Here is a 22176-nt window from a genome sequence, read left to right as displayed (position 1 = left end):
CTGGCGGCCGCGCTGGCCATCATCGGCAGCCCGCCGGGCGTCTGGGCGCAATCGGTCACGGGCGGCGGGGATGTTGCTCCGGGGGGAGCGCCCGCCCAGACGCCATCCTGGATCGTGAGCTCCTTGCTGACAGTGGGGGGTGGTGGCACCGGCTGGCTGAGTATCGAGGGTGGCGGCACGCTGATAACGACCGCGGGGGCTTCCATCGGTGCCCGTGCGGCTGGAATTGGGGCGGTCAGCGTGTCCGGCCAAGGCTCGCTTTGGGATAGTTGGCAGAGCATGGAGGTCGGCGGCTACGGCACCGGCACGTTGAACATTGCCGATGCGGGCCGCGTGTCGGTGGTCAACGTACTAACGTTGGGGCAGACCGTCGGCAGTGTCGGCACCATCAACATCGGCGCCGCCAGCACCAATGCGGCCGACGCGCGCGGCGCAGGCATGCTCGACACCCCACGCATCGACTTCGGCGCCGGCGCGGCCACGCTCAACTTCAACCATACCGACAGCAGCTACACGTTCGGCACGGTCTTGAACAGCGCCAGTACCGGCACGCACGCACTCAATCACTATGCCGGCGTCACGCGGCTGACCGGCGACAGTTCTGGCTTCAAGGGCACCACCACGGTCGCGGGCGGCACGCTGGTGATTGCCAACGTCCTGGGCACCAGCGCGGGACAGATCGACAGTGCCAGTGCGTTGGCACCGGCCGGCGTGGAGGTGTCTGGCGCGCTGGCTGCCTGGCGGGCCAACGGCGACATTCTCGTCGGCGGCAATCGCGATGGCCATCTGACGATCGACGGCGGCGGCCAGGTGACCAACACGAGCGCCAGGATCAACGCCACGCAAGGCACGGCACGGGCAACGGTGACTGGCGCGGGCTCGCTTTGGGCGAGTCGCAGTGGTCTCCATGTCGGCGCCGATGGTGGCAGTGGCCGGCTCGATGTGATGGCGGGCGGCAGAGTGACCAGCAACGATGCCTTCGTCGGGCGGTACGGCGGCAACGGTGCGGTCACCGTGTCGGGGGCGGGATCGATCTGGAGTAACGACGGTTACCTGCGCGTCGGCGAACGGAACGGCATTGGCTCGGTGTCGATCGAAGCCGGAGGCTTGCTTGTCACGCAGCACAGCATCATTGGCAGGCTGCCGGACAGCTTCGGCTCGGTCAGCGTGAGCGGTGCCGCATCACGCTGGAGCAACGCCGGCGGTCTCATTCTGGGTGACGGCTATCTGACCAACTATGGCTCGGGCGCGCTCACCATCGCCGATGGCGGTACAGTCGAGCTTGGCATCCGGGGGAGCAGCGCGTTGTCATTAGGCGTGAACGGCAATTTTGCTTCGGCGGGCGCCGGCACGCTTACGATTGGCGCGGCGTCGACCGATCCGCTGGCTGCGGTGGGGGCAGGCATTCTCCAAGCGACACGCGTCGAATTCGGCACGGGGTCGGACTCGCTCAACTTCAACCACACCGCTGTCAATTACCGCTTCGACCCAGCCTTGATCGTCGTCGGCACGGGCAGCCACGCCGTCAACCACTATGCCGGCGTGACGCACCTGGCCGCCGACAGTTCCCGTTTCGACGGGACCACGACGGTGGCGGGCGGCACGCTGATCGTCGATAACCGGCTGGGTGGCAGCGCATCGGTGATCGGCACGGGGCATCTGCGGGTCGATGGCACGTTTATCGGCAACGTCAGCGCGTCCGCGCGAGGCGAGGTTGGTGGTGTCGGTCGCATCCAGGGCGACCTGGATGCCAGTAGCAGCGGCGTGATCGGGGGCCAGCAAGGCCAGACGCTGGCCGTGACCGGCAACCTGACGCTGGGTACGAGTAGCGCCATAAACGTCGCGCTTGGCGGGGCTACAGGCAACGCACTGTTCGACGTCGGCGGCAACCTGAGACTGGAGGGCACGCTCAACGTGACCGATCAGGGCGGCTTCGGTGCAGGCATCTATCGCCTGTTCAACTATGGCGGCAGCCTGACGTACAGCGGCGTTGTTATCGGCACGACACCGGCAGGGGTTCGAGCGGACAACCTCAGTGTGCAGACCGCTGTCGCGGGCCAGGTCAACCTGCTCTCTACCATCGGCAACTCCCTTGGCTTCTGGGACGGTGGAGACCCCACGCGCCGGAACAACGGCGTGGTCGATGGCGGCAACGGTACGTGGCGGGCCGATGGGTACAACTGGACCGGCGCCGACGGTGCTGCGAATGGTCCATTCCAGCCCAATCCGACGTTTGCGGTGTTCCAGGGCGTGGCGGGCACGGTGCAGGTCGACGGCAGTGCCGGCGCCCTTGGCGTAACCGGCATGCAGTTCGCTACCGATGGCTACCGCGTGCAGGGTGACGCCATCACGCTGCAGGGGGCGGGCGGTCAAAGCATCATCCGCGTTGGCGATGGCACGACGGCCGGCACGGGCCAGACGGCCACCATCGCCTCGGCGCTCACTGGCGCGAGCACGCTGGTCAAGTCCGACTACGGCACGCTGGTGCTCTCTGGCGTCAATACCTACACGGGCGGCACCGAACTGCGTGGCGGCACCTTGCGAGTGTCGGCGGACGCCAACCTTGGCGCGGCACAGGGTGGGGTGACCTTCACTGGCGGCACGCTGGCGAGCACCGGCAGCTTCGACACAGCACGCGCGGTGATGCTGACGCAGTCGGGCGTCTTCGATGTGGCTGCTGGTACCGAGCTAGGCCTGACCGGCACGGTCTCTGGCAGCGGCAATCTGACCAAGTTGGGTACTGGCACGCTGCGGCTGGACAACACCGGCAACGCCTATGGCAATACCGTCGTGCAGTCCGGCACGCTGATCGGCAATGCCGCTTCGATCTCGGGTCAGGTTGGCAATGCGGGCACCGTCATCTTCGATCAGGCGACCGATGCCCATTTCGCTGGCGACATCGTCGGTTTCGACGGTACGAACGGCAGCATGGTCAAGCGTGGGGCGGGCGGGCTCGTGCTCGGCGGCACCTCGGTGCTGGACTGGTCGATCCAGGCCGGCGGCCTGACCAGCGCCGCCGAACGCTTCAGTGGCAACGCGGCCATCGCGTCGGGCGCTTCGCTCACCTTCGGGCAGGCCACCGATGCGAACTACGCAGGCGTTCTCTCCGGCAGCGGCGTGTTCAACAAGACGGGCACGGGCACGCTCAGCCTGAGCGGAAATAGCGCAGGCTTTGCAGGTACCACCTCGATCGCGGGCGGACGGCTGGCATTGAATGGCGCGCTCGGCGGATCGTTGATTGTCGGTAGCGGCGCGGTCCTCGGCGGTAATGGAACGATCGGCTCTGGCCAGGGTTCGCACGTGACGATCGCTTCGGGCGGCACGCTGTCGCCCGGCAATTCCATCGGCACGCTCACGGTGAACGGCGACCTGACCGTGCAACGCGACGCGCGCTTCGTCGTCGAGGTCAATCCGCTGGGCACCGAGGCTGATCTCGTCCACGTCACCGGCAAGGCCACGCTGGATGGCGGCACGGTGGCCCACGTTGGCGCCAGCGGCGACTACCAGCTGCGTTCGACCTACACCATCCTGACGGCACACGGTGCGCTGTCCGGCAAGTTCGACAGCGTCACTTCGGATTTCGCATTCCTCGCGCCCAGCGTGAGTTACGACTATGCCGCCGGCAAGGTCATGCTGGACCTGAAGCGCAATGACATTGGTTTCGCCACGGTCGCCGGCACGCGCAACCAGCGTGCCACAGCCGCCGCCATCGACAGCATCGGGCTGGCTGCGGGCCACGCGGTGTATGACGCCGTCGCGCTGTTGCCCGATGATCAGGCGCTGGTCCGGGCCAGCTTCGATGGGTTCTCCGGGGAGATCTACGCTTCCGCGAAAACGGCGCTGATCGAGGATAGCCGCTTCGTGCGCGATGCCGCCACCGGGCGCTTGCGCGCGGCGTTCGATGGCGTCGGGGCTTCGGCCGCGCCGGTGATGACGCGAAGCGACGGTCGCAATGTACTGGCTGCCCCCAACGCCGCAGGACCGGTCAGCTGGATCCAGGCCTTCGGCAGTTGGGGCCACAGTGACAGCGACGGCAATGCCGCCCGCCTGAGGCGATCGACGGGTGGTGTGTTGCTGGGCCTGGATACCTCCGTGCTTGGCGACAACTGGCGCGTGGGCGCGCTGGCCGGCTACAGCCATACCAGTCTCGATGCGGACAACGCATCGTCCGGCGGCAGCGACAACTATCATCTCGGCCTGTACGGCGGCACGCAGTGGGGCGCGCTGGGTTTGCGCACCGGCGTGGCCTATAGCTGGAACAACCTCGACACGCGGCGCTCGGTGGCCGTGGCGGGCATGAACGACTCGCTCAAGGCCAATGCCGACGCGGGCACCGCGCAGGCTTTCGCGGACCTCGGCTATCGCATCGACGCGCGCGCCGTTGCGTTGGAGCCGTTCGCCAACCTCGCGTATGTCCATCTCCACACCGATGGCTTCCGCGAGCAGGGCGGCGCGGCCGCATTGCAGGCAAGCGGACAGAACACCGACACCACCTTCACCACCCTTGGCACGCGCGTCTCGACCCGCCTCGAATTCGGCGGCGCGGACGTCACCGCGCGTGGCGCGCTGGGCTGGCGCCACGCGTTCGGCGACGTGACCCCGCTCGCGACGCTGGCCTTCTCGGCCGGTGGCGCCTTCACCGTGGCCGGGGTGCCGATCGCCAAGGACAGCGCCGTGATCGAGGCCGGATTCGACGTCAAGGTCGGCCGCACGGCAACGCTGGGTCTGGCCTATCAGGGACAGATCGCCGGCAATGCCCAGGACCATGGCGTCCAGGCCACGCTCAATGTTCGTTTCTGAGCGCAGGCAGGCAGCGCCAATCGCATACCCAACTATAAGAACGTACTGGGAATTCGTCGATGCGATGACGCCGGAAGCGGGTGCCAAGCCCTATGGCCGAGCCGTGCCCCGCTTCCGCGACAGCGATATGCGCAAGTTCCTCAACAAGAACCTGCCGGGCGACTGGAAGGGCGGCAAGTTCTGACGGCTGTCAGGCGGGGCGCCGACGCATCGGACTGCCCCGCCCAGATTACCCGGCGACGCGCTCCGTGTCCGCCATCACGAACCGGTGCTCGATCAGGTCGGCCTGTGGGTGGTAATACCGCAGGGCCATCGAGAACCGGCCCGCAGGCGCGGGCAGCCAGTTGGCGGTGCCGCCCTCGGGTTGCGCGTGCTGGATGGCGATGTCGAGCGATCCGTCCGCATTGCGTATCAGTCCGGGTGTGCGGTCCCCAATCGCATAACGGCGGAGCGGGTTGGCCGTGAAGAAGCGCCGGCCATCCGGTTCGAACTCGTACATCGACAACGACCAGAATGCGTCGACAGGCATGTTCGCAGGCACGCGCAGCCGATAGCAGTGCCCACCGTCGAATGCCTGTCCGTCGCCATCCACCAGGGCGGTTGCATAGATCGCTTCCGCGCGTTCCAGCGCGCCGAGTCCGACGAGCGCGATGTAGGCGCGGTACACGTAGTCCTTGCCGAAGTTGCCGATATGGTCCATGCCACTGAACCACGAGCCCTTGGGACCGCTTCGACGGATGCTGCCCTTGGGCGGGTGTTCGAGCCGATGGCGCAGCGCCGGCCACAGCCGCGTCCAGGCATCGCGCACCTGCGGATCGAGCGTGCTCCATGCGTCCAGCGCGTCTGCCCGGATGCCAAGATCGGCCCACCCGTCGACCATGAACTGTTCGTCGGCTGGTACGCCGTTGCGCGCCAGGGCCTCGTTGACGAGCGACAGATATGCGGCCGGACTGGATTCGTCGGGTGTGGTGATGAACCGCTTGGGTTCCATGGCGCTGGCCTGCAACAGCATCTGGTCCTGTAGCGCATGTACGGCGGGTGCATCGTGTTCGCCATCGACGAGCGTGCGCGTCAGCAGCCAGACATCGTTGCAAGGCGCCCGGACCAGGGTCGCGCCGACCGGTAGCACCTTTGCCGCGCTGGCATGGTGTGCCGGGCCGGCTATCACGAACGTGTGGGCGCCGGGGCCGTTGGTGCGCGGGCCCAGGCAGGCGAAGTTGTTCGTGAAGGCATCGAGCAGTGCCACGCTGTAGTAGCGGTCACCCATGTCAGGCATCGCCAGCGTCACGGGTGCGTCGGACAGGTCGAGCCACGCCGACGAGTACAACGTGTCGTTATTGGGCATTGTCACTTGCCGGGCGCGATCGTCCAGCAGATGCCGGTTGTGATACAGCCGGTTAGCCGGCTTGCCGCGCGTGGGCGCCTGCTGCGTGAAGCGCCAGCGCGTGCGCGCCACGTCATGCAAGGGGAAGGTGTAGGCGAAGGCGTCGCCAATGCGCTGGTCAAGTGTGGTGGCGTTCAGGGTCATGGTGTCTTCGGGTTTCGATGGTCAGTCCACGGTGATGTGGTTGGCGCGGATCACGTTGCCCCACGCCGTCACGTCGTCGCGCACGGTCTGCGCGAACTGCGCGGTGGTCTTGATCGGTGGATCGGCCATGTTCAGCTGCATGAAACGTTCGCGCATCTCGGCGCTGGCAAGGGCGAGGTTCACTTCCGCGTTGAGCCGTTGCACGATCGCGTCTGGGGTGCCTGCTGGCGCGAACATGCCGTACCAGCTGTTGGTGTCGAACGGATAGCCTTGCTCGGTCATCGTGGGCACGTCGGGCGAGGCGGAGCCGCGCCGCGTGCCGCTGACAGCCAGCGCGCGCAGCTTTCCCGCACGAAGCAATGGCAGCGACGACGAGGTGTCGACAAAGGCCACGCGCACGACGCCGCCCTGCATGTCGTTCAGGATCTGCGGCACCGTCTTGTAGGGCACATGCCGCAGGCGGATGCCCGTCTGCATCTTCAGGGCCTCCATCGTCAGATGGCCGCCCGAGCCGATGCCCCAGGACGCGTAGTCATAGGCATCCGGCCGCGCGCGTATGTGCGCGACGAACTCCTTGAGGTTGCGGGCGGGGAAGTCGGGCGCCACCACAAGGAAGTTGCCGCCTGCGCCGATCTGGGCGATGGGAGCGAGGTCGCGCAGGCCGTCGTACGGCATCTTTGGCTGCAGCGTCTGGTTGATGACCACCGTGGCGGCGTAAGTGAACAGCAAGGTCTGACCGTCCGGTGCGGCCTTGGCGACGATGTCGTTGCCGATGATGCCGGTGGCGCCCGGCTTGTTGTCGATCACGAACGATTGGCCAAGACGCTTGCCGATCATTTCAGCCAGCGGACGGGCGAAAAGATCGGGGCCGCTTCCGGCTGAAGCCGGCACCACGAGGCGGATAGGGCGCGACGGCCAGGTGGCAGCCGCGCCGGCGGGCCGCAGCGCGGCGCCCAGACCGAGCATCGCGAACAGGCGCAATGCATTGCGCCGGCGATGGTCGGCGATGTCGTTGGCAATGTCATCGACAGACTGTGGGAACGGCATGGCGGGCTCCTAGTGGATGCCGAAGTTGTCGTCCGAGCCGCTTTCCAGGACCATGGCCGCCGCGACGTAGAGGCTGCGCGATACATAGCTGCGCACCTGTTTCGAGCGGGCGCGCAGCCATTCGGCCTTGAGCTGACGAGCCTCCACGACATGCGGAGCATCGCCGGATGCCTGCGCCAGCAGGTCGATCACATGCAGGGCCAACTGGATCTCGCCGCGATCCGCCAGTCCGCGGGCGTGCCGTACGATCGCGCCGTGATCGGCGATGGCCGCTGCGATCTCGTCGGCTACCGCCTGCGGCGCGGCCGGATGCAGCGTCGTGGCGTTGCGATCCCACCAGCCGTTTTCAGAGCGGTAGATATCGCGGGCGATATAGGTCGGGTCACCGTAGGTAGGCTGCATCCACGGCTGCTCGAACAGATCCGGTGGTGGTTGCAGCGCGACCAGCATCTCGCGCTCGTTACAGCCCGCGTTCATCAGTCGCACCACCTCTTCGCGCATCCAGCGCAGTGCCCTGGCGGTGTGCAGCAATACGTGCTGGCAAGTGTCCTCGCCTTTGAGGGACGGCCCGAATTCACGGACGACGGTTTCGGGTCGCAGGCTGGCCAGCCGTTCCAGCGTCTCCGCCCAGCGCACGGTGTCGCGCATGGTGCGGAACGGTGTGCCGACATTCGGGATGGAGTCGATCACGGCGGGGCCGCCGTAGAGCAATCGGCTTCCGGGCAGCCAGACGGCGACGGCATCGTCGGTCTCCGATGGCGCCCACAAGATCTCGGCGCGCCGGTCGCCATGTCCGACCGTGATGCCTTCGGTGAAGGTCTCGGTAGGGCGGTTCTGGCCCAGCTTGCCGGCCAGGGCGCCGCTGGCATGGCGGAACTGGATCTCGGCCATGCGCTCCTGCATCCGCTGCGTTTCCCGGTAGCGCTTCTGGCGGGCCAGCACATTGACATGCGCCAGGATGCGCGGCGCGGGGTCGCCGCGTTGCGCGGCATGGTCGAGCCACTGCTTCACGCCGGCGTTGTAGCCCAGGTGACCGTGGCTGTAGCAGATCGCCAGGACGGGCAGGTCCGTCTGCGTGCGCAGGACCTCGATCATGCCCGCCGTAATGCGTCCGCCGGGACCGCTGTCGACCACCAGCAACCCGCCACCCACATCGGCGACGAAGCTCTGGCCTTGGCCATGCAGCAGCCAGATGCCATTTCCAATGGCGTCGATGCCCTTGCCGGTGATCAGCGCGGCGGGGCGGTCCTCGATTGCGTTCATGTGGGTCCCTTCCAGTTGACGAAGGGATATTCACGCGCAGATTCGCCGTTATATGCAGTGGGGAAAGTCCCGGCGGGACCACCGCTGGAGCCGGCGAGAGTAGTACTGGCGCGGGCTGGCGGCGTTTCGGGGCAGGTCGGGTGTGAACCGCTGGTTAGCACCCGCAACTGAAAGTGAGTTCCCGACCCGCCTGCGGTACGCTAGCCGGCCATTTCCGGGGTGCGGGGTACCTGTCTGCGCAGTGGGCTGTCCGGCTGCTTGCCGAGATAGTGCACTTCTCGCCGCAACAGCGTGGCGAACTGCTCCGCCACGGGCGTCATCGGGGAATCGGCCCGGTAGATCAGGCATACCGCATGGCTGGGCAACGGATCCTCGATGGGCAGCGCCACCAGATTGGCGCTCGCCAATTGGCCGGGTACCAGCTGGCGCGGTAGCAGGCAGAGCAGCGACCGGTCTTCGAGCAGTGTCTGGATCATGCCGATGGTGTCGCAACGCACGGCCACGCGCGGCAACGGCAGATCAAGTGCCCGGAAGGCGTCCAGAATCGCGGCGCCCGGGCCGTGCATCCGCTGGCCCGTCAGCACCCACTCCGACCCCACCAGTTCGCGCAGCCTGCGGGCGTTGCGCAGCGGATGGTCCTTGTGTGCCACCACCACCGAATCATTGTCGTACAGCGGCTCGGAGACAAACTCGCGCTCGATGCCCTCGTCCGGAATCGGGCTGACTGCCATGTCCATGACACCGGCGCGCAGATCGGAAAGGTGGGCGGGATAGACGCCGCTGTCGATGCAGACCTGGACGTCCGGGTGTTGCGAGCGAAAGCGCTTGAGCACGGCCGGCAGCAGCAGGTGCGCCGGGCCGCCCGTGGCGCCGATACGGACCACGCCATTGCGCGTGCCCAGCATCTGCGACATCTCGTCGGTGGCCTTGCGCGCCTCGCTGGCGATGAGTTGCGCGCGCCGCAGAAATGCCTCGCCATAGCGCGACAGCACCACGCCGCGCGTGGTGCGTGTCAGCAACGGCACATGCAGTTCTTCTTCGAGCAGGCGAATGCTCTTGGTGATGGCCGGACCCGAGACATCGCGGGCCTTGGCGCCGGCCCGGATGCTGCCGGTCTCGGCCACGGCAATGAAGTCCTGAAGTTGGCTCAGGCGCATGAATTGTCCCCAGTGGCTGGCGTTCTTGATGACGTTTTGCCGCCAGCATAGCCGCATTTCCATGCGCTGGGGCCCCAACCCTCCAACCCTGCAGTCATCAGGCGGCCGGGCCACGCCGGGTCGATACGGTCAGGCGCGACCGGTCCGCACGGCATGCCCGGAGTGCGGTTGCTCGCGATGGCGGTCCTTCAGTTCGCGTCGCAACAGCTTGCCGGTGGGGGTGCGTGGCAGGCGTTCGTCGAAGACCACCGTGCGCGGCAGCTTCAGGCGACCGAGCCTGCCCTGGCAGTAGTCGACGATGTCCTGCGCCAGATCCGGCGTGGCGGCCCTGCCGTCACGTAGTTCGATCACGGCCTTCGGTACCTCGCCCAACTCTGGATCGGGCACGCCGATCACGGCGACGTCCGCCACCGACGGGTGCTGCATCAGCACGCTTTCGATTTCCTGTGGATAGACGTTTACGCCGCCCGACAGGATCAGGTCCGCGCGCCGGTCGCTCAGGAACAGATACCCTTCCTCGTTGACGTAGCCGAGGTCTCCGTAGGTGGCCCAGCCCTTGTCGTTGTACGCGGATCGCGTCTTCTCCGGGGCGTTGTGATACGAGAACGTCGCCACGCCCGAGAAGAAGATCATGCCGACTTCGTTGGGCGGCAACTCGTTGCCGGCGTCATCCACGATATGGATGACGCCGGCCGACGCGCGTCCGACCGAGCCCGGATACTTGCGCCATTCCAGTGGCCCGATGGAGGTCGTGCCGGCGCCTTCGGAGCCGGCGTAGTACTCGTAGAGGATGTCGCCCCACCAGTCGAGCATGGCCTGTTTGACATGGACCGGACATGGCGCGGCGGCGTGGATGGCGACCTTCATCGACGAGAGGTCGTAACGGCGGCGTGCCTCTTCGGGCAGGCCCAGCAGGCGCACGAACATCGTCGGCACCCACTGGCTATGTGTGACGCGGTAGCGCTCGACTGCGGCCAGTGCGCCCTCGGCGTCGTATTTCGCCATGGCGACGCATGTGCCGCCGACGTCAAGCGTGCGCATGATGTAGCGCAGCGGCGCGGCGTGATAGAACGGCGCGGTGGACAGGTAGACCGTGTTCTCGTCGAAACCGAATGCACGGCGCCAGGCGATGATTTCAAGCTCGGGTTTGTCGCGGTCTTCGTACGGCGTGAGCGGCCGGCGGATGCCCTTGGGGTGGCCGGTGGTACCGGACGAATAGAGCATGTCGCGGCCGACCGGGCGCGGGGGCAGGGTAGCGTCGGGGGCGAACGCGGAGATCGCGGCTTCGTACGCTTCAAAGCCTGGCGGCAGGTTTGACGCGCCAGCCAGCACGAAGACAGGCAGATCGAGCGCGTGGGCATCGGCCGCGCGTACTGCTTCGACCAGCGGCAACATGGCGGGCGACGCAATCAGCAGTTTCGCCCCGCAATCTTTCAGCACGTAGGCCGCTTCCGCCGGGCTCAGGTGCGTGTTGACTGCGGTGTAGTACAGCCCGACGCGCCGCGCCGCGGATGCAATCTCGATCAGGCCCGGGTGATTCTCCACCAGCACGGCGATGCAGTCGCCGGCTTCCAGTCCACGCGACACCAGCCATTGCGCCGCGCGGATCGCGCGCGCGTCCAGCTCGCCATACGTGATGACGTGGCCCGATTCAGCCTGGATCAATGCCGGCTTTTGCGGCGCCACGGTTGCCCAGTCGTGCAGCGTTGTCATAACAGGTCGTCTCCTCCTGTTGGTTTTGTATTCTTTTGCGACGCTATGCGCCCAGCGATGCCTCCACATTGCGCAAGAGCGTCAGCAGGCGCGGGCCGAGGTCTTCCTTCAACCGTCTGCACTGTTCGCTGTAGATCGGCACGGCGGCGGCGAGCACCCAGGCTTCACCATCGCGGCGTTTCTGCATCGGCACGGCGATGGTTTCGATTTCGCGGTGCAGGTCGCCGTAGCTGCGCGAGAAGCCATGCTCGCTCAGATCGCGCTGTGCCGTGGCAAGGCGCTCGTCGAGCCATTCCTTGCGCGATGGGTCACGCCGCGCGAAGCCGTCGAGCCACGCCTTGCGTTCGGACTCGGACAGCATCAACAGGTACGCCCGGCCGGATGCCGTGCGCGACAGCGAGACGCGCATCCCGATTTCCGAGCGGAACAACTGCGAACCTACACCCTGCGCCACTTCGACGTAGCTCAGATTGGTGCCAATCCCAGCGAGTAGCTGGACTTGTCCTTCGATGTGATCTGCCAGTTCCTGCATCAGCGGGCGGGCCAGCTGGCGGATCGTCATGCGAGCGAGCGCCGGCGCGGCCAGGTTCAGCAGGCCGAGTCCGGGCACGTATTTCGATAGCCGCTCGGAATAGCGCAGCAGGCCGAGTTCGCACAGCGTGTCGAGCAGGCGGAACAGCGTGGGCTTGGGCAGACCCGTCAGCTCCGCCAATTCCTTGCCGGACAGTTCCTGGACGGTGGTCGAAAAGCAGCCAAGGATGCCGATGCCGCGTGCGAGCGCGCTCACCAGGCGGCCTTCCTGTTCGCCTTCGCTCTCGCCCGCCGTGACGGGTGCGGTAGGTGGCAGTGATGTCACTTCAGATGCTCCCGGTTAAATGCTGATGCTTTTTTTGGCGCGCGTGTCTCATAAATTCTATTCTGTAATTCAAAAAAAGATTAGGTCAAGAGAAATTTTGAGGCGATTTGCTGGACTTTCTGGTAAAACTTGATTGAAGATATGTCACGCCAACCGATATTTTGAGCCACCAAACTCATTTTTCCTACTACCAGGATCAGGGGGAGACACATGCAGCAAGCCTTCATCATCGACGCAATCCGTTCGCCGCTGGGCCGTTCCAAGCCCGGCTCCGCCTTTACCGAACTACACGCCACCGAACTGCTGGCTCAGGTGCTGTCGCAACTCGTGCAGCGCAATGACCTTGACCCGGGTCTGGTCGACGACGTCATTACCGGTTGCGTGACGCAGGCCGGCGAACAGTCCGCAGGGGTTGGGCGCGTGGCCTGGCTGGCAGCGGGATTTCCGGAGCACGTGCCGGCCACCACCATCGACCGCAAGTGCGGTTCGAGCCAGCAGGCCGTTCACTTTGCCGCGCAGGGCATCATGGCCGGCGCGTACGACATCGTGATTGCTTGCGGCATCGAGTCGATGAGCCGGGTGCCGATGGGCGCGGCGCGTATTGGCCAGAACCCATATGGTCCGTCGTTCGAGGAACGCTACGCGCCGGGGCTGGTCGGGCAGGGCGTGTCGGCCGAGTTGGTTGCCGCCAAGTGGGAGCTTTCGCGCCACGACATGGACAGCTACTCGGCGCGCTCGCACCAGCGCGCCGCCGCCGCCCAGGCAGCCGGCGGATTCAAGCGCGAGATCGTCGGCATCCAGACCGTGAACGGTCTGGTGGAGCAGGACGAGACGATCCGCGCCAACACCACCGTGGAGCGTCTGGCGACGCTAGAGTCGCCATTCCGCAACGACGAACTGAGCGCCCGCTTTCCGCAGATCGGCTGGAACGTTACCGCCGGCAACGCCTCGCAGATCAGTGATGGCGCGGCGGCAATCCTGATCGTCAGCGAGCGCATGGCCACGAAGCTCGGCCTCAAGCCGCGCGCGCGTTTTGTCGGCTTCGATGTGATCGGCGCCAATCCGCTGGAGATGCTGACCGCGCCGATTCCCGCCACCCAGCGCGTGCTGGCAAAGACCGACATGACGCTCGAGCAGATCGCGCACTACGAAATCAACGAGGCATTCGCCAGTGTGCCGTTGGCCTGGCAGAAGACGATGAAGGCCGATGGCGCGCGCCTGAACCCGCGCGGTGGCGCGATCGCGCTGGGGCACCCGCTTGGCGCATCGGGCGTGCGGCTGATGACCACCATGCTCCATGCGCTGGAAGACAGCGGCGAGCGCTTCGGCCTGCAGTCGATGTGCGAAGCGGGCGGCATGGCAAACGCCACGATCATCGAGCGCGTCTGACGCCCATCGCAATCCCATACGAACAGGAAAAACAAGCATGAAACTCGACCAGACCATGTCCGCCGTCGTGACCGGCGGTGCCTCCGGCCTCGGCCTTGCCAGCGCCAAGCGCCTTGTGGAGAAGGGCGTCAAGGTGGTGATTGCCGACATCTCGGAAGAACGCGCCGCTGCCGCGCTTGATGCGCTGGGCCCCAATGCCACGTTCGTCCAGGCCGACGTCACCGATACCGACCAGATGACGCGCGTGTTCGACGCCGCAGTCGCGATGGGGCCGCTGCGCGCGCTCGTGCATTGCGCGGGGCTGGGTGGCGCGGTACGTGTGGTGGAAAAGGACGGTTCGCCCGGTTCGCTCGAAGCCTATGAGCGCGTGGTGCGGATCAACCTGATTGGCACCTTCAACGTGCTGCGTCTGGGCGCGGCACGCATGGCGACCAACGAGCCCATCGACGGCGAGCGCGGCGCCTGCGTGCTGACCGCGTCTGTGGCGGCCTACGAAGGCCAGATCGGCCAGATTCCGTACGCATCGGCCAAGGCGGGCATCGTCGGCATGACCATCGTGGCGGCACGTGATCTGGCCCAGCGCATGATCCGCGTCTGCACGATCGCCCCGGGCCTGTTCGATACGCCGCTGCTGGCCCGTCTGCCCGATAACGTGAAGGCCTCGCTGGGCGCGATGGTGCCGCACCCGGCCCGCCTGGGCGCGCCGGACGAGTACGCGTCCACCGCGTTGCACATCCTCGAGAATCCGATGCTCAATGGCGAGACCATCCGTCTGGATGGCGCCATCCGCATGGCCCCGCGCTAAGGAGTCGATCATGACCGATACGCTAGTCAAGGAGATCCGCGGCAACGTGATGGTGCTGACCATCAACCGCCCCGAAGCGCGCAATGCGATGGACTTCGAAACGGCCACCGCCATTGCCGCAGCGCTGGACGAACTCGATGCGCGCGACGACCTGAGCATCGCCGTGCTGACCGGTGCCGGCAACACCTTCTGTTCTGGCATGGACCTGAAGGGGTTCCTCGCCGGCAAGCGGCCCAGCATTCCGGGGCGCGGCTTCGGTGGTGTGACCGAGCGCCCGCCGCGCAAGGTGTTGATCGCCGCGGTCGAGGGCTACGCGCTGGCGGGTGGCTTCGAACTCGTGCTCGCCTGCGATCTGGTCGTGGCCTCGCGCGAAGCAAAGTTCGGCCTGCCAGAAGTCAAGCGAGGCCTGGCTGCAGCCGCTGGCGGCCTGATGCGCTTGCCGCGTCGCGTGCCGTACCACGTCGCCATGGAGTACAGCCTGACCGGCGACATGCTGCCGGCCACGCGTGCCTACGAACTGGGTCTCGTCAATCGCTTGACCGAGGCAGGCGGCGCGCTGGATGCCGCGCTGCAACTGGCCGCTGCGGTCGGCGCCAACGGGCCGCTGGCCATCGCCGCGAGCAAGCAGGTGGTGGTGCAATCGGGCGACTGGACCCGCGAAGAAATGTTCGAGCGCCAACGGCCGCTGATCGAGTCGGTTTTCACCTCGGCCGACGCGCGTGAAGGCGCGGCGGCATTTGCGGAGAAGCGCAAGCCGGTCTGGACCGGCAAGTAACACCCTGTCTGGATTGGCCGCCCCGAGCCTGATCAGGGGCGGCCTTTCGCGGTGGCAACATCCGCGATAACAGACCCGTCGCAGCAAGAAAGACATGCGCCCCCGTGTGAATGCGCGGGCGGTGACAAGAAAAAAACGGTTGAGCCGACACAACCAATCAGGAGACGACAAATGCAACGCAGGACCTTCAGTTCGCTGGCGTTTGGCGCCAGCCTCGCGCTTGGCGCGATCGGCATGGTCGCCGCGGAACCGGCGAACGCGCAGGCATGGCCAACGCGGCCCATTACGATCATCGTTCCCGGCGCGCCGGGTGGCACGACCGATATTCCGGCCCGCATCGTCGCGCAGAAGCTCTCGGCACTGCTGGGCCAACCCGTGGTGGTCGACAATCGCGCCGGCTCGGGCGGGATCATTGGCACGCAGGCCTTCCTGAATGCGCCCGCCGATGGATACACCTGGCTCGTCGGCAATACCGGCTCGCACGCGATCAACTACACGGCCTACAAAAAGCTGAGCTACAAGCCGCAGGACTTCGTGCCGGTCACCGACATGATCTCGTTCCCGAACGTGCTGGTCGTCAATGCCCAGTTGCCCGTGAAGAGCGTGGCAGACCTCTTGGCGCTCCTGAAGAAGGAACCGGGCAAGCTCACGTATGCGTCGGCCGGCATTGGGCAGACCACGCATCTGACGTCGCTGATGTTCACGCAGCGCACGGGCACCAACGCCATCCATGTGCCCTACAAGGGATCGACGCCTGCCACCACGTCGGTGATCGCCGGCGAGACCACATTCATGTTCGACAACCTGACCCAGTCGCTGCCGCAGATTCGAAGCGGCAAGCTGCGCGCGCTGGCGGTAACGAGCGATGAACGTCAGGCCAGCATGCCAGACGTGCCGACCATGGCAGAGGCCGGGGTGAAGGATTTCGTCGTGCAGGGCTGGCTGGGGTTCTTCGGCGCGGCAAAGACGCCCCCGGACGTGGTCGCGAAGATGCAGGCGAGCCTGGCGAAAGTCATGGAGGACCCTGAAGTCGTGCGGCGCTTTCGCGAAATGGGTGGTATGCCTGGCGGAGAGCCGCAGCCGAAATTCGCCGAACTGGTCAGCAAGGATCAGAAGCGCTGGGGAGAGACCATCCGGCTCGCCAACCTGACACTCGACTGATGACGCCGGCATCGTCCAACGCATCCAACGTATCCAACACAATCAAAGCAGGAGACATCGCATCATGACCAACCCTTTGCCCTGGATCAGCGGCGACCTGGAGATCTTTCAGGATGGCATTCGCAAGTTCGTCGAGCGCGAACTTGCGCCCAACGAGGATCGTTGGTGGAAGCAGCAGTACATCGACCGCGAAGTCTGGTACAAGGCTGGCGAGATGGGGATGCTCTGCGCGAGCATTCCCGAAGAATACGGTGGCGGCGGCGGAACGTTCGCCCATGAGGCCATCATCACGATGGAACAGGCGCGGGCCGGCGTAAGCAGCCTCGGCACCAACGTGCACAGCGGCATCGTTGCCCACTACATCCTGCGCTACGGCACCGAGGATCAGAAACGCAAGTGGTTGCCGAAGATGGCGACCGGCGAGCTGGTTGCCGCCATCGCCATGTCGGAGCCCGGCGCGGGTTCGGACCTCAAGAGTGTCAAGACGCGCGCGCTGAAGGACGGCGACAGCTACGTCATCAATGGTTCGAAGACCTTCATCACGAACGGCTATCACGCCAACCTGATCCTGGTGATCTGCAAGACCGATCCCGAGGCGGGCGCGCGCGGCGTGTCGATCGTCGTGGTCGAGACCGATGGCCAGCAGGGATTCCGCCGCGGTCGCATCCTGGAGAAGATGGGGCAGAAGGGCCAGGACACCGCCGAGTTGTTCTTCGACGACATGCGTGTGCCTTGCGCGAACCTGCTCGGCACCGAAGAGGGCAAGGGCTTCTACCAGCTTATGCAGCAGTTGCCGCAGGAGCGCATGATCATCGCGCTGGGCGCATTGGCATCGATGGAGCGCGCGCTGGGCCTGACGATCGAGTACGTGCGCAATCGCAAAGTCTTCGGCGAGTCACTGATCGAGTTGCAGAACACCCGATTCCGGTTGGCGGAGTGCAAGACCAACGCGACCATCGCGCGCAGCTTCGTCAACGATTGCATGGAGAAGATCCTGCGAGGCGAACTGGACCCGGGCACGGCGGCGATGGCCAAGTGGTGGTGCACCCAGCGTTCGTGCGAGATCATCGATGAATGCCTGCAGTTGCACGGCGGCTATGGATACATGATGGAGTACCCGATTGCGCGGATGTACGTGAATGCGCGGGTCAGCAAGATCTACGGTGGCTCGAACGAGATCATGAAGGAGCTGATCGCGCGCGAACTCTGAGGTGCCGCCGGCGAGGCGTCGTCGCTGTGGCTTCGGTCAGGGTTCGCTTTCGATCCGGACCGAAGCCTATGCGGCCGGCGCGTCGCCGGCGAATTCCGCAATCGCCACTTCGCGGAAATGCCTGATGGCCGGACCATCGGCGTGCGGGGAGCAGGCCAGCGCGATGCCGATGCTTGTAGTGTTGGGATAGTTGGCCAGTGTCGAATAGACCAGCTTGTCGCTGCCGAATCGACGCATGATCGACGGGACCAACGCGACGCCAAGGCCGCTTTCCACCAGTGCCAGTACCGTCTGGATCTGCGTGGCTTCCTGCGTGATCCGGGGAAGAAACCCGGCGGTCTGACATGCCGCCATCGCAGCGGCGTGCAGGCCCGAGGCTTCGGTCTGGGCGTACATGACGAACCGCTCTTGGGCAAGGTCGGCGAGCGTAAGCGGTTGCTTTGCCGCCAGCGGATTGCGCCGTGGCAGCGCGGCAACGAACCGGTCTTCCTGCAGTGAAATCAGGGTGGCATTTCCCCTCGACATCAATGGCGTCCTGATGAGGCCGACATCCAGGACTTCCTCTTCCAGGCTCCGAAGAATGCTGGTCGACGTTGCCTCCTTCAGTACGAGTTCGATGCCCGGATACTCCTCGCGGAAGCGCGAGACGAGTCGCGGGAGTACCTGATACGTCGTGGAGCCGACGAATCCCACGCGCAATGTGCCACCCAGACCGCTGGCGGCTGCGTGTACCCGCTCGCTGAACTGGCCAGCGTGGAACAGGATGCGCTTTGCCTCCAGCAACGCGACCCGCCCGCTGGCAGTCAGCGCCACGCCCCTGGCATCGCGCAGGAACAAGGTCGTGTCCAGCTCTGCTTCGAGTTTCTGTATGGAGACGGTCAGGGCCGGCTGGGCAATATGCAGCCGCTCGGCGGCGCGCCGGAAATTCAGGGTCTCGGCAAGTACGACAAAGTGCCTGATGCGACGTAGATCCATATTCCTGGAAGGGTGACAGAGCGCCGCATTTCAATGTCGTGTCGTGGCTCCGGAGGGCGCTTGAGACCTGGAGCTTATTGAAACATGCTGTGCGTCGCAATACGGACACATACGCATGTCGCGGGGCATTCCCGCTACGGCCCCATTGCTCTCAGGCGAGCCGTTTCCCGCCGCCACGTCGGTGCGGGAAACGGCCGGCCGTCACCTCTTTATCCCTTGAATACGGGTTTGCGCTTGTCGAGGAACGCTTCCACGGCTTCCTTGTGATCGGCGGCCTGATGCGAGACCGCTTGATAGACGGCCGAGAGTTCCAGCAGCGTGCCCAGCGACGTGTGCATGCCTTCGCGCAGCAGGCGCTTGGCCAATCGGACCGCATGCGGCGGGTTTGCCGCGATGGCGGCCGCGATCTCCCGGGCCGTGGGCAGCAGAGCCTCAGGTTCGACTACCTGCGAAACGAGATTCCATTCGAGCGCCGTTTGCGCGTCGATGGCCTTGCCCGTGAACGTAAGCTCCGCCGCGCGCGACATCCCGATGATCCGCGGCAACAGCCAGGCGCCGCCGTCGCCGGGAATGATGCCCAGCTTGACGAAGCTCTCCGCAAACTGGGCGGCCCGCGACGCGATGCGGATGTCGCACATGCAAGTGAGATCGAGACCTGCCCCCAGTGCCGGACCGTTGACGGCGGCGATGACCGGGACCTCCAGATTGAACAGCGCAAGCGGCAGCCGCTGAATGCCATGGCGATAGTCCCGTCTGACGTCCATTGCCGAGGCAGTCCCGGATGCCTGCCGCTTCATTTCGTGGATGTTGCCGCCCGACGAGAATGCGGTACCGCTTCCGGTGATGATCACGGCGCGGACCGACGTATCGGACTCGATACGCTCGATCGCGGCCAGGAATTCGGGCACGGCCGTATTGCCCGTCAGTGGGTTCCGGCGCTCGGGTTCCGACATCGTCAACGTGACGACGTGCCCGTCTTGTTCGTAGGACAGGAAGTTTGACATGGTAGGTCTCCGGGATTGGATGGATCGTTTCGACTATAGTTGCGTCTACTGTTTCGGCACGCCTGCGCGCTCGGCGGCGTCCGACCACTTCTTGATCTCCGCGAGCTGGAAGGTCCTCAGCGCTTTCGCGTCGCCGACAAAGACGTCCCAACTGGTGCGCGACAGGAATTCGCTGGTTTCAGGTGTCCGGTAGATGTCCACCATCAGCTTTTCCAGCTTGGCGATGATCGGCTTTGGCGTATTCGCCGGTGCGAACGCGGCGGTCCAGTTCACCATGAAGTAGCCGGGGAATCCGCTTTCCTGAAGCGTGGGCGTGTTGGGCTGGCTGCCGAGCCGCTTGTCGCTGGTGACCGCGAGCAGCCGGAGCTTGCCGCCGTTCAGCAGCGGAAGTACCGCGCCATAGTCGGCAAACACGAAATCCACCTGTCCTGCAGCCAGATCGGTCAGCGCCGGCGCCGCGCCCTTGTATGGCACATGGTTGGCCTTGATGTGACCCATTGCCAGAAAGAGCTCGGTCGCGATCTGATACGAGGCGCTGCCCGCGCCATAGTTGAGGGTGCCGGGGTGTTCGCGTGCCGCGCTTAGCAGCGCGTCGACGGTTTGGTAGCGGGAAGTCGCGCTCACGACCAGTGCCATGGCGCCCACTCCCAGACGGGCAATGGGTGCGAGTTCGCTGACGGGGTCATAGGGGAGCTTGCGGAACATCGCGACATTGGTTGCCACCGGCGAGTTGCTGGCCAGCAGCAGCGTATATCCGTCGGGTTCGGCGCGAGTCACGGTTTGCGCGGCGATGAAGCTGTTGCCACCCGGGCGGTTCTCGACGACGACCGGCTTGCCTAGCCGTTCCTCCATCTGGCGTGCGAGATATCGGGCGTTGGAGTCCGTGCCGCTCCCCGGCGGAAAGGACACTACCAGCTTGATGGGCTTGTCCGGGTACTCGCTTCTGGCGTCCATCGGCGTCAGTGCGCCGCCAATCGTCACCACGAGCGCGCACAGCATGGCCCACCGGCGCGTGGCTGATGTGAGTTTCATTCCTGTCTCCGTGTTATCCGGCTTCGTCTAGTACGCGAAGCGTCAGCAGAGACTATGCGCAGCGCTATGGCGCTGTCCAATATAGAAACGACGATTTCCGATATCCAAAATATATCGGCGTACTGCCGGGCAGTGATAAACGCAGCTTATCGAAGTCTCGCGAATCGCTATTGGACGCGGCGTTGGCACGTGGCTACGCTCATCGCTACAACTCGAAAGCAGGAGACAACGATATGAGCAAGGCGCTTGGCCACATCAAGGTGCTGGACCTGTCCCGTGTGCTGGCCGGACCCTGGGCTACCCAGAATCTGGCGGACATGGGAGCCGAAGTCATCAAGGTGGAACGGCCTGGTGCCGGGGACGACACGCGCGGCTGGGGGCCGCCGTTCCTGAAGGACCCGCAAGGCAACGAGACCGATGATTCGTCGTACTTCCTCAGCGCAAACCGGGGCAAGAAATCGATCACGATCGACCTCGCGTCGCCAAAGGGCCAGGACATCATCCGGGCGCTGGCTCGCGAATGCGATGTCGTGGTGGAGAACTACAAGGTGGGGACGCTGGCCCGCTATGGCCTGTCCTACGAAGACCTGCGCAAGCTCAACCCGCGTCTGGTGTACTGCTCGATCACGGGATTCGGTCAGACCGGGCCCTACGCGGCATTGCCGGGCTACGACTTCGTTTTCCAGGGTATGGGCGGTCTGATGAGCATCACCGGGATGCCGGATGGCGAGCCCGGCGCCGGCCCGGTGAAATCCGGCATCGCCATCACAGATCTGCTCACCGGCATGTACGCCACATCGGCCATCCTTGCCGCGCTTGAGCACCGGAACGTCAGCGGAGAGGGCCAATACATCGATATCTCCTTGCTCGATTGCGTGGTCACCATCAATTCGTACCAGGCCATCAACTACTTTCTGTCCGGCAAGGTCCCCCAGCGGATGGGCAATGCGCACTCGAACATGGTGCCGTACCAGGTATTCCGCTGCAAAGAGGGCGACGTCATCGTGGCGGTCGGCAACGACACCCAGTACGTGGCGTTTTGCGGCGTCATCGGGCGTCCCGATCTGGCGGAGGATGCCCGGTTCACCACGGCGGCACAGCGCAACCGGAACCGGGAGACGCTGATTCCCCAGGTTGCCGAGGCGATGCTGGCCAGAACCATGACGGAATGGGTGACGCTGATGGAAGCGGCTAACGTGCCTTGCGGACCGATCTACAACATGAAGCAGGTGTTTGAAGACCCGCAGGTCAGGCATCGGGACATGCAGCTCGTTCTGGAGCACAACAGCGGTTCGAAAGCCCCATCGCTTGCGAATCCGATTCGCTTCTCCGATACGCCGATTCGCTACCAACGCTCCGCGCCAACCCTGGGCGAACACACCGACAGGGTTCTGCAGGACATGCTTGCCTTTTCAGAAGAGACCATCGACGCCTTGAGGGAGCAGGGCGTGATCTGATCGT

General features: G+C 65.2%; 17 protein-coding genes and 1 pseudogene. 8 read left to right on the top strand and 10 right to left on the bottom strand.

Annotation, left to right across the window (positions count from 1 at the left end; all coding sequences use genetic code 11):
- Positions 1-206 (bottom strand): annotated as a pseudogene (locus D769_RS32520) (hypothetical protein); the annotation flags it as partial.
- A 34-nt stretch (positions 207-240) separates the two neighbouring features.
- Between D769_RS32520 and D769_RS31010 the strand changes: the two are divergent.
- Together D769_RS31010 and D769_RS31805 are read left to right on the top strand one after the other, a co-directional pair.
- Positions 241-4800 carry an autotransporter domain-containing protein gene (locus tag D769_RS31010; RefSeq protein WP_241227854.1) on the top strand — a complete coding sequence of 1520 codons (4560 nt, stop codon included), beginning with the start codon at positions 241-243 and terminating at the stop codon, positions 4798-4800.
- On the top strand, positions 4787-4984 hold the full coding sequence (locus tag D769_RS31805; protein ID WP_152414974.1) for a hypothetical protein: 198 nt from the start codon (positions 4787-4789) through the stop codon (positions 4982-4984). The genes D769_RS31010 and D769_RS31805 overlap by 14 nt, the downstream gene beginning before the upstream one ends.
- Positions 4985-5029: 45 nt before the next feature.
- Here D769_RS31805 and D769_RS11900 read toward each other — a convergent pair whose 3' ends face one another.
- The 6 genes from D769_RS11900 to D769_RS11875 form a co-directional block, all read right to left on the bottom strand.
- Positions 5030-6328 (bottom strand): DUF1254 domain-containing protein, encoded by a 1299-nt coding sequence (locus D769_RS11900; RefSeq protein ID WP_008645323.1) that lies wholly within the window; start codon positions 6326-6328, stop codon positions 5030-5032.
- A gap of 21 nt (positions 6329-6349) precedes the next feature.
- The gene (locus D769_RS11895; protein ID WP_008645321.1) at positions 6350-7375 is read right to left on the bottom strand and encodes a tripartite tricarboxylate transporter substrate binding protein; all 1026 of its coding nucleotides are present in this window, start codon (positions 7373-7375) and stop codon (positions 6350-6352) included.
- Between the two features lie 9 nt (positions 7376-7384).
- Positions 7385-8638, bottom strand: coding sequence for an alkyl sulfatase dimerization domain-containing protein (locus tag D769_RS11890; RefSeq protein ID WP_008645316.1), 1254 nt, complete (start codon positions 8636-8638; stop codon positions 7385-7387).
- 200 nt (positions 8639-8838) lie between these two features.
- Positions 8839-9795 carry a LysR substrate-binding domain-containing protein gene (locus D769_RS11885; RefSeq protein ID WP_040010995.1) on the bottom strand — a complete coding sequence of 319 codons (957 nt, stop codon included), beginning with the start codon at positions 9793-9795 and terminating at the stop codon, positions 8839-8841.
- 129 nt (positions 9796-9924) lie between these two features.
- Positions 9925-11508, bottom strand: coding sequence for an acyl-CoA synthetase (locus D769_RS11880; RefSeq protein WP_008645313.1), 1584 nt, complete (start codon positions 11506-11508; stop codon positions 9925-9927).
- A 43-nt stretch (positions 11509-11551) separates the two neighbouring features.
- Positions 11552-12364, bottom strand: a complete 813-nt coding sequence (locus tag D769_RS11875) for a helix-turn-helix domain-containing protein (RefSeq protein ID WP_008645312.1) — start codon at positions 12362-12364, stop codon at positions 11552-11554.
- A gap of 210 nt (positions 12365-12574) precedes the next feature.
- On the opposite strand from D769_RS11875, the gene D769_RS11870 reads away from it, so the two are divergent.
- The 5 genes from D769_RS11870 to D769_RS11850 all read left to right on the top strand — a co-directional run bounded on the left by D769_RS11870 (position 12575) and on the right by D769_RS11850 (position 17704).
- Positions 12575-13753, top strand: a complete 1179-nt coding sequence (locus D769_RS11870; RefSeq protein ID WP_008645311.1) for a thiolase family protein — start codon at positions 12575-12577, stop codon at positions 13751-13753.
- 37 nt (positions 13754-13790) lie between these two features.
- The gene (locus tag D769_RS11865; RefSeq protein ID WP_008645304.1) at positions 13791-14558 is read left to right on the top strand and encodes an SDR family NAD(P)-dependent oxidoreductase; all 768 of its coding nucleotides are present in this window, start codon (positions 13791-13793) and stop codon (positions 14556-14558) included.
- Positions 14559-14568: 10 nt separating this feature from the next.
- Positions 14569-15333, top strand: a complete 765-nt coding sequence (locus D769_RS11860; RefSeq protein ID WP_008645301.1) for a crotonase/enoyl-CoA hydratase family protein — start codon at positions 14569-14571, stop codon at positions 15331-15333.
- A 171-nt stretch (positions 15334-15504) separates the two neighbouring features.
- Positions 15505-16494, top strand: coding sequence for a tripartite tricarboxylate transporter substrate binding protein (locus tag D769_RS11855; RefSeq protein WP_008645299.1), 990 nt, complete (start codon positions 15505-15507; stop codon positions 16492-16494).
- A 64-nt stretch (positions 16495-16558) separates the two neighbouring features.
- Positions 16559-17704, top strand: coding sequence for an acyl-CoA dehydrogenase family protein (locus D769_RS11850; RefSeq protein ID WP_008645297.1), 1146 nt, complete (start codon positions 16559-16561; stop codon positions 17702-17704).
- Positions 17705-17770: 66 nt separating this feature from the next.
- On the opposite strand, the gene D769_RS11845 is transcribed toward D769_RS11850, so the two are convergent.
- The 3 genes from D769_RS11845 to D769_RS11835 form a co-directional block, all read right to left on the bottom strand.
- Complete coding sequence (locus D769_RS11845; protein ID WP_008645295.1) at positions 17771-18679, bottom strand: LysR family transcriptional regulator; 909 nt, start codon at positions 18677-18679, stop codon at positions 17771-17773.
- A 209-nt stretch (positions 18680-18888) separates the two neighbouring features.
- The gene (locus D769_RS11840) at positions 18889-19683 is read right to left on the bottom strand and encodes a crotonase/enoyl-CoA hydratase family protein (RefSeq protein WP_008645293.1); all 795 of its coding nucleotides are present in this window, start codon (positions 19681-19683) and stop codon (positions 18889-18891) included.
- Positions 19684-19728: 45 nt separating this feature from the next.
- Entirely contained in the window at positions 19729-20715 is a 987-nt protein-coding gene (locus D769_RS11835) for a tripartite tricarboxylate transporter substrate binding protein (RefSeq protein WP_008645291.1), read from the bottom strand.
- Positions 20716-20948: 233 nt separating this feature from the next.
- Between D769_RS11835 and D769_RS11830 the strand changes: the two genes are divergently transcribed.
- On the top strand, positions 20949-22172 hold the full coding sequence (locus tag D769_RS11830) for a CaiB/BaiF CoA-transferase family protein (protein ID WP_008645289.1): 1224 nt from the start codon (positions 20949-20951) through the stop codon (positions 22170-22172).
- The last annotated feature ends 4 nt before the right edge of the window (positions 22173-22176 follow it).

It is taken from the genome of Cupriavidus sp. HMR-1 (assembly GCF_000319775.1).
Lineage (GTDB): Bacteria > Pseudomonadota > Gammaproteobacteria > Burkholderiales > Burkholderiaceae > Cupriavidus > Cupriavidus metallidurans.
This window is presented reverse-complemented; position numbering and strand designations above follow the sequence as displayed.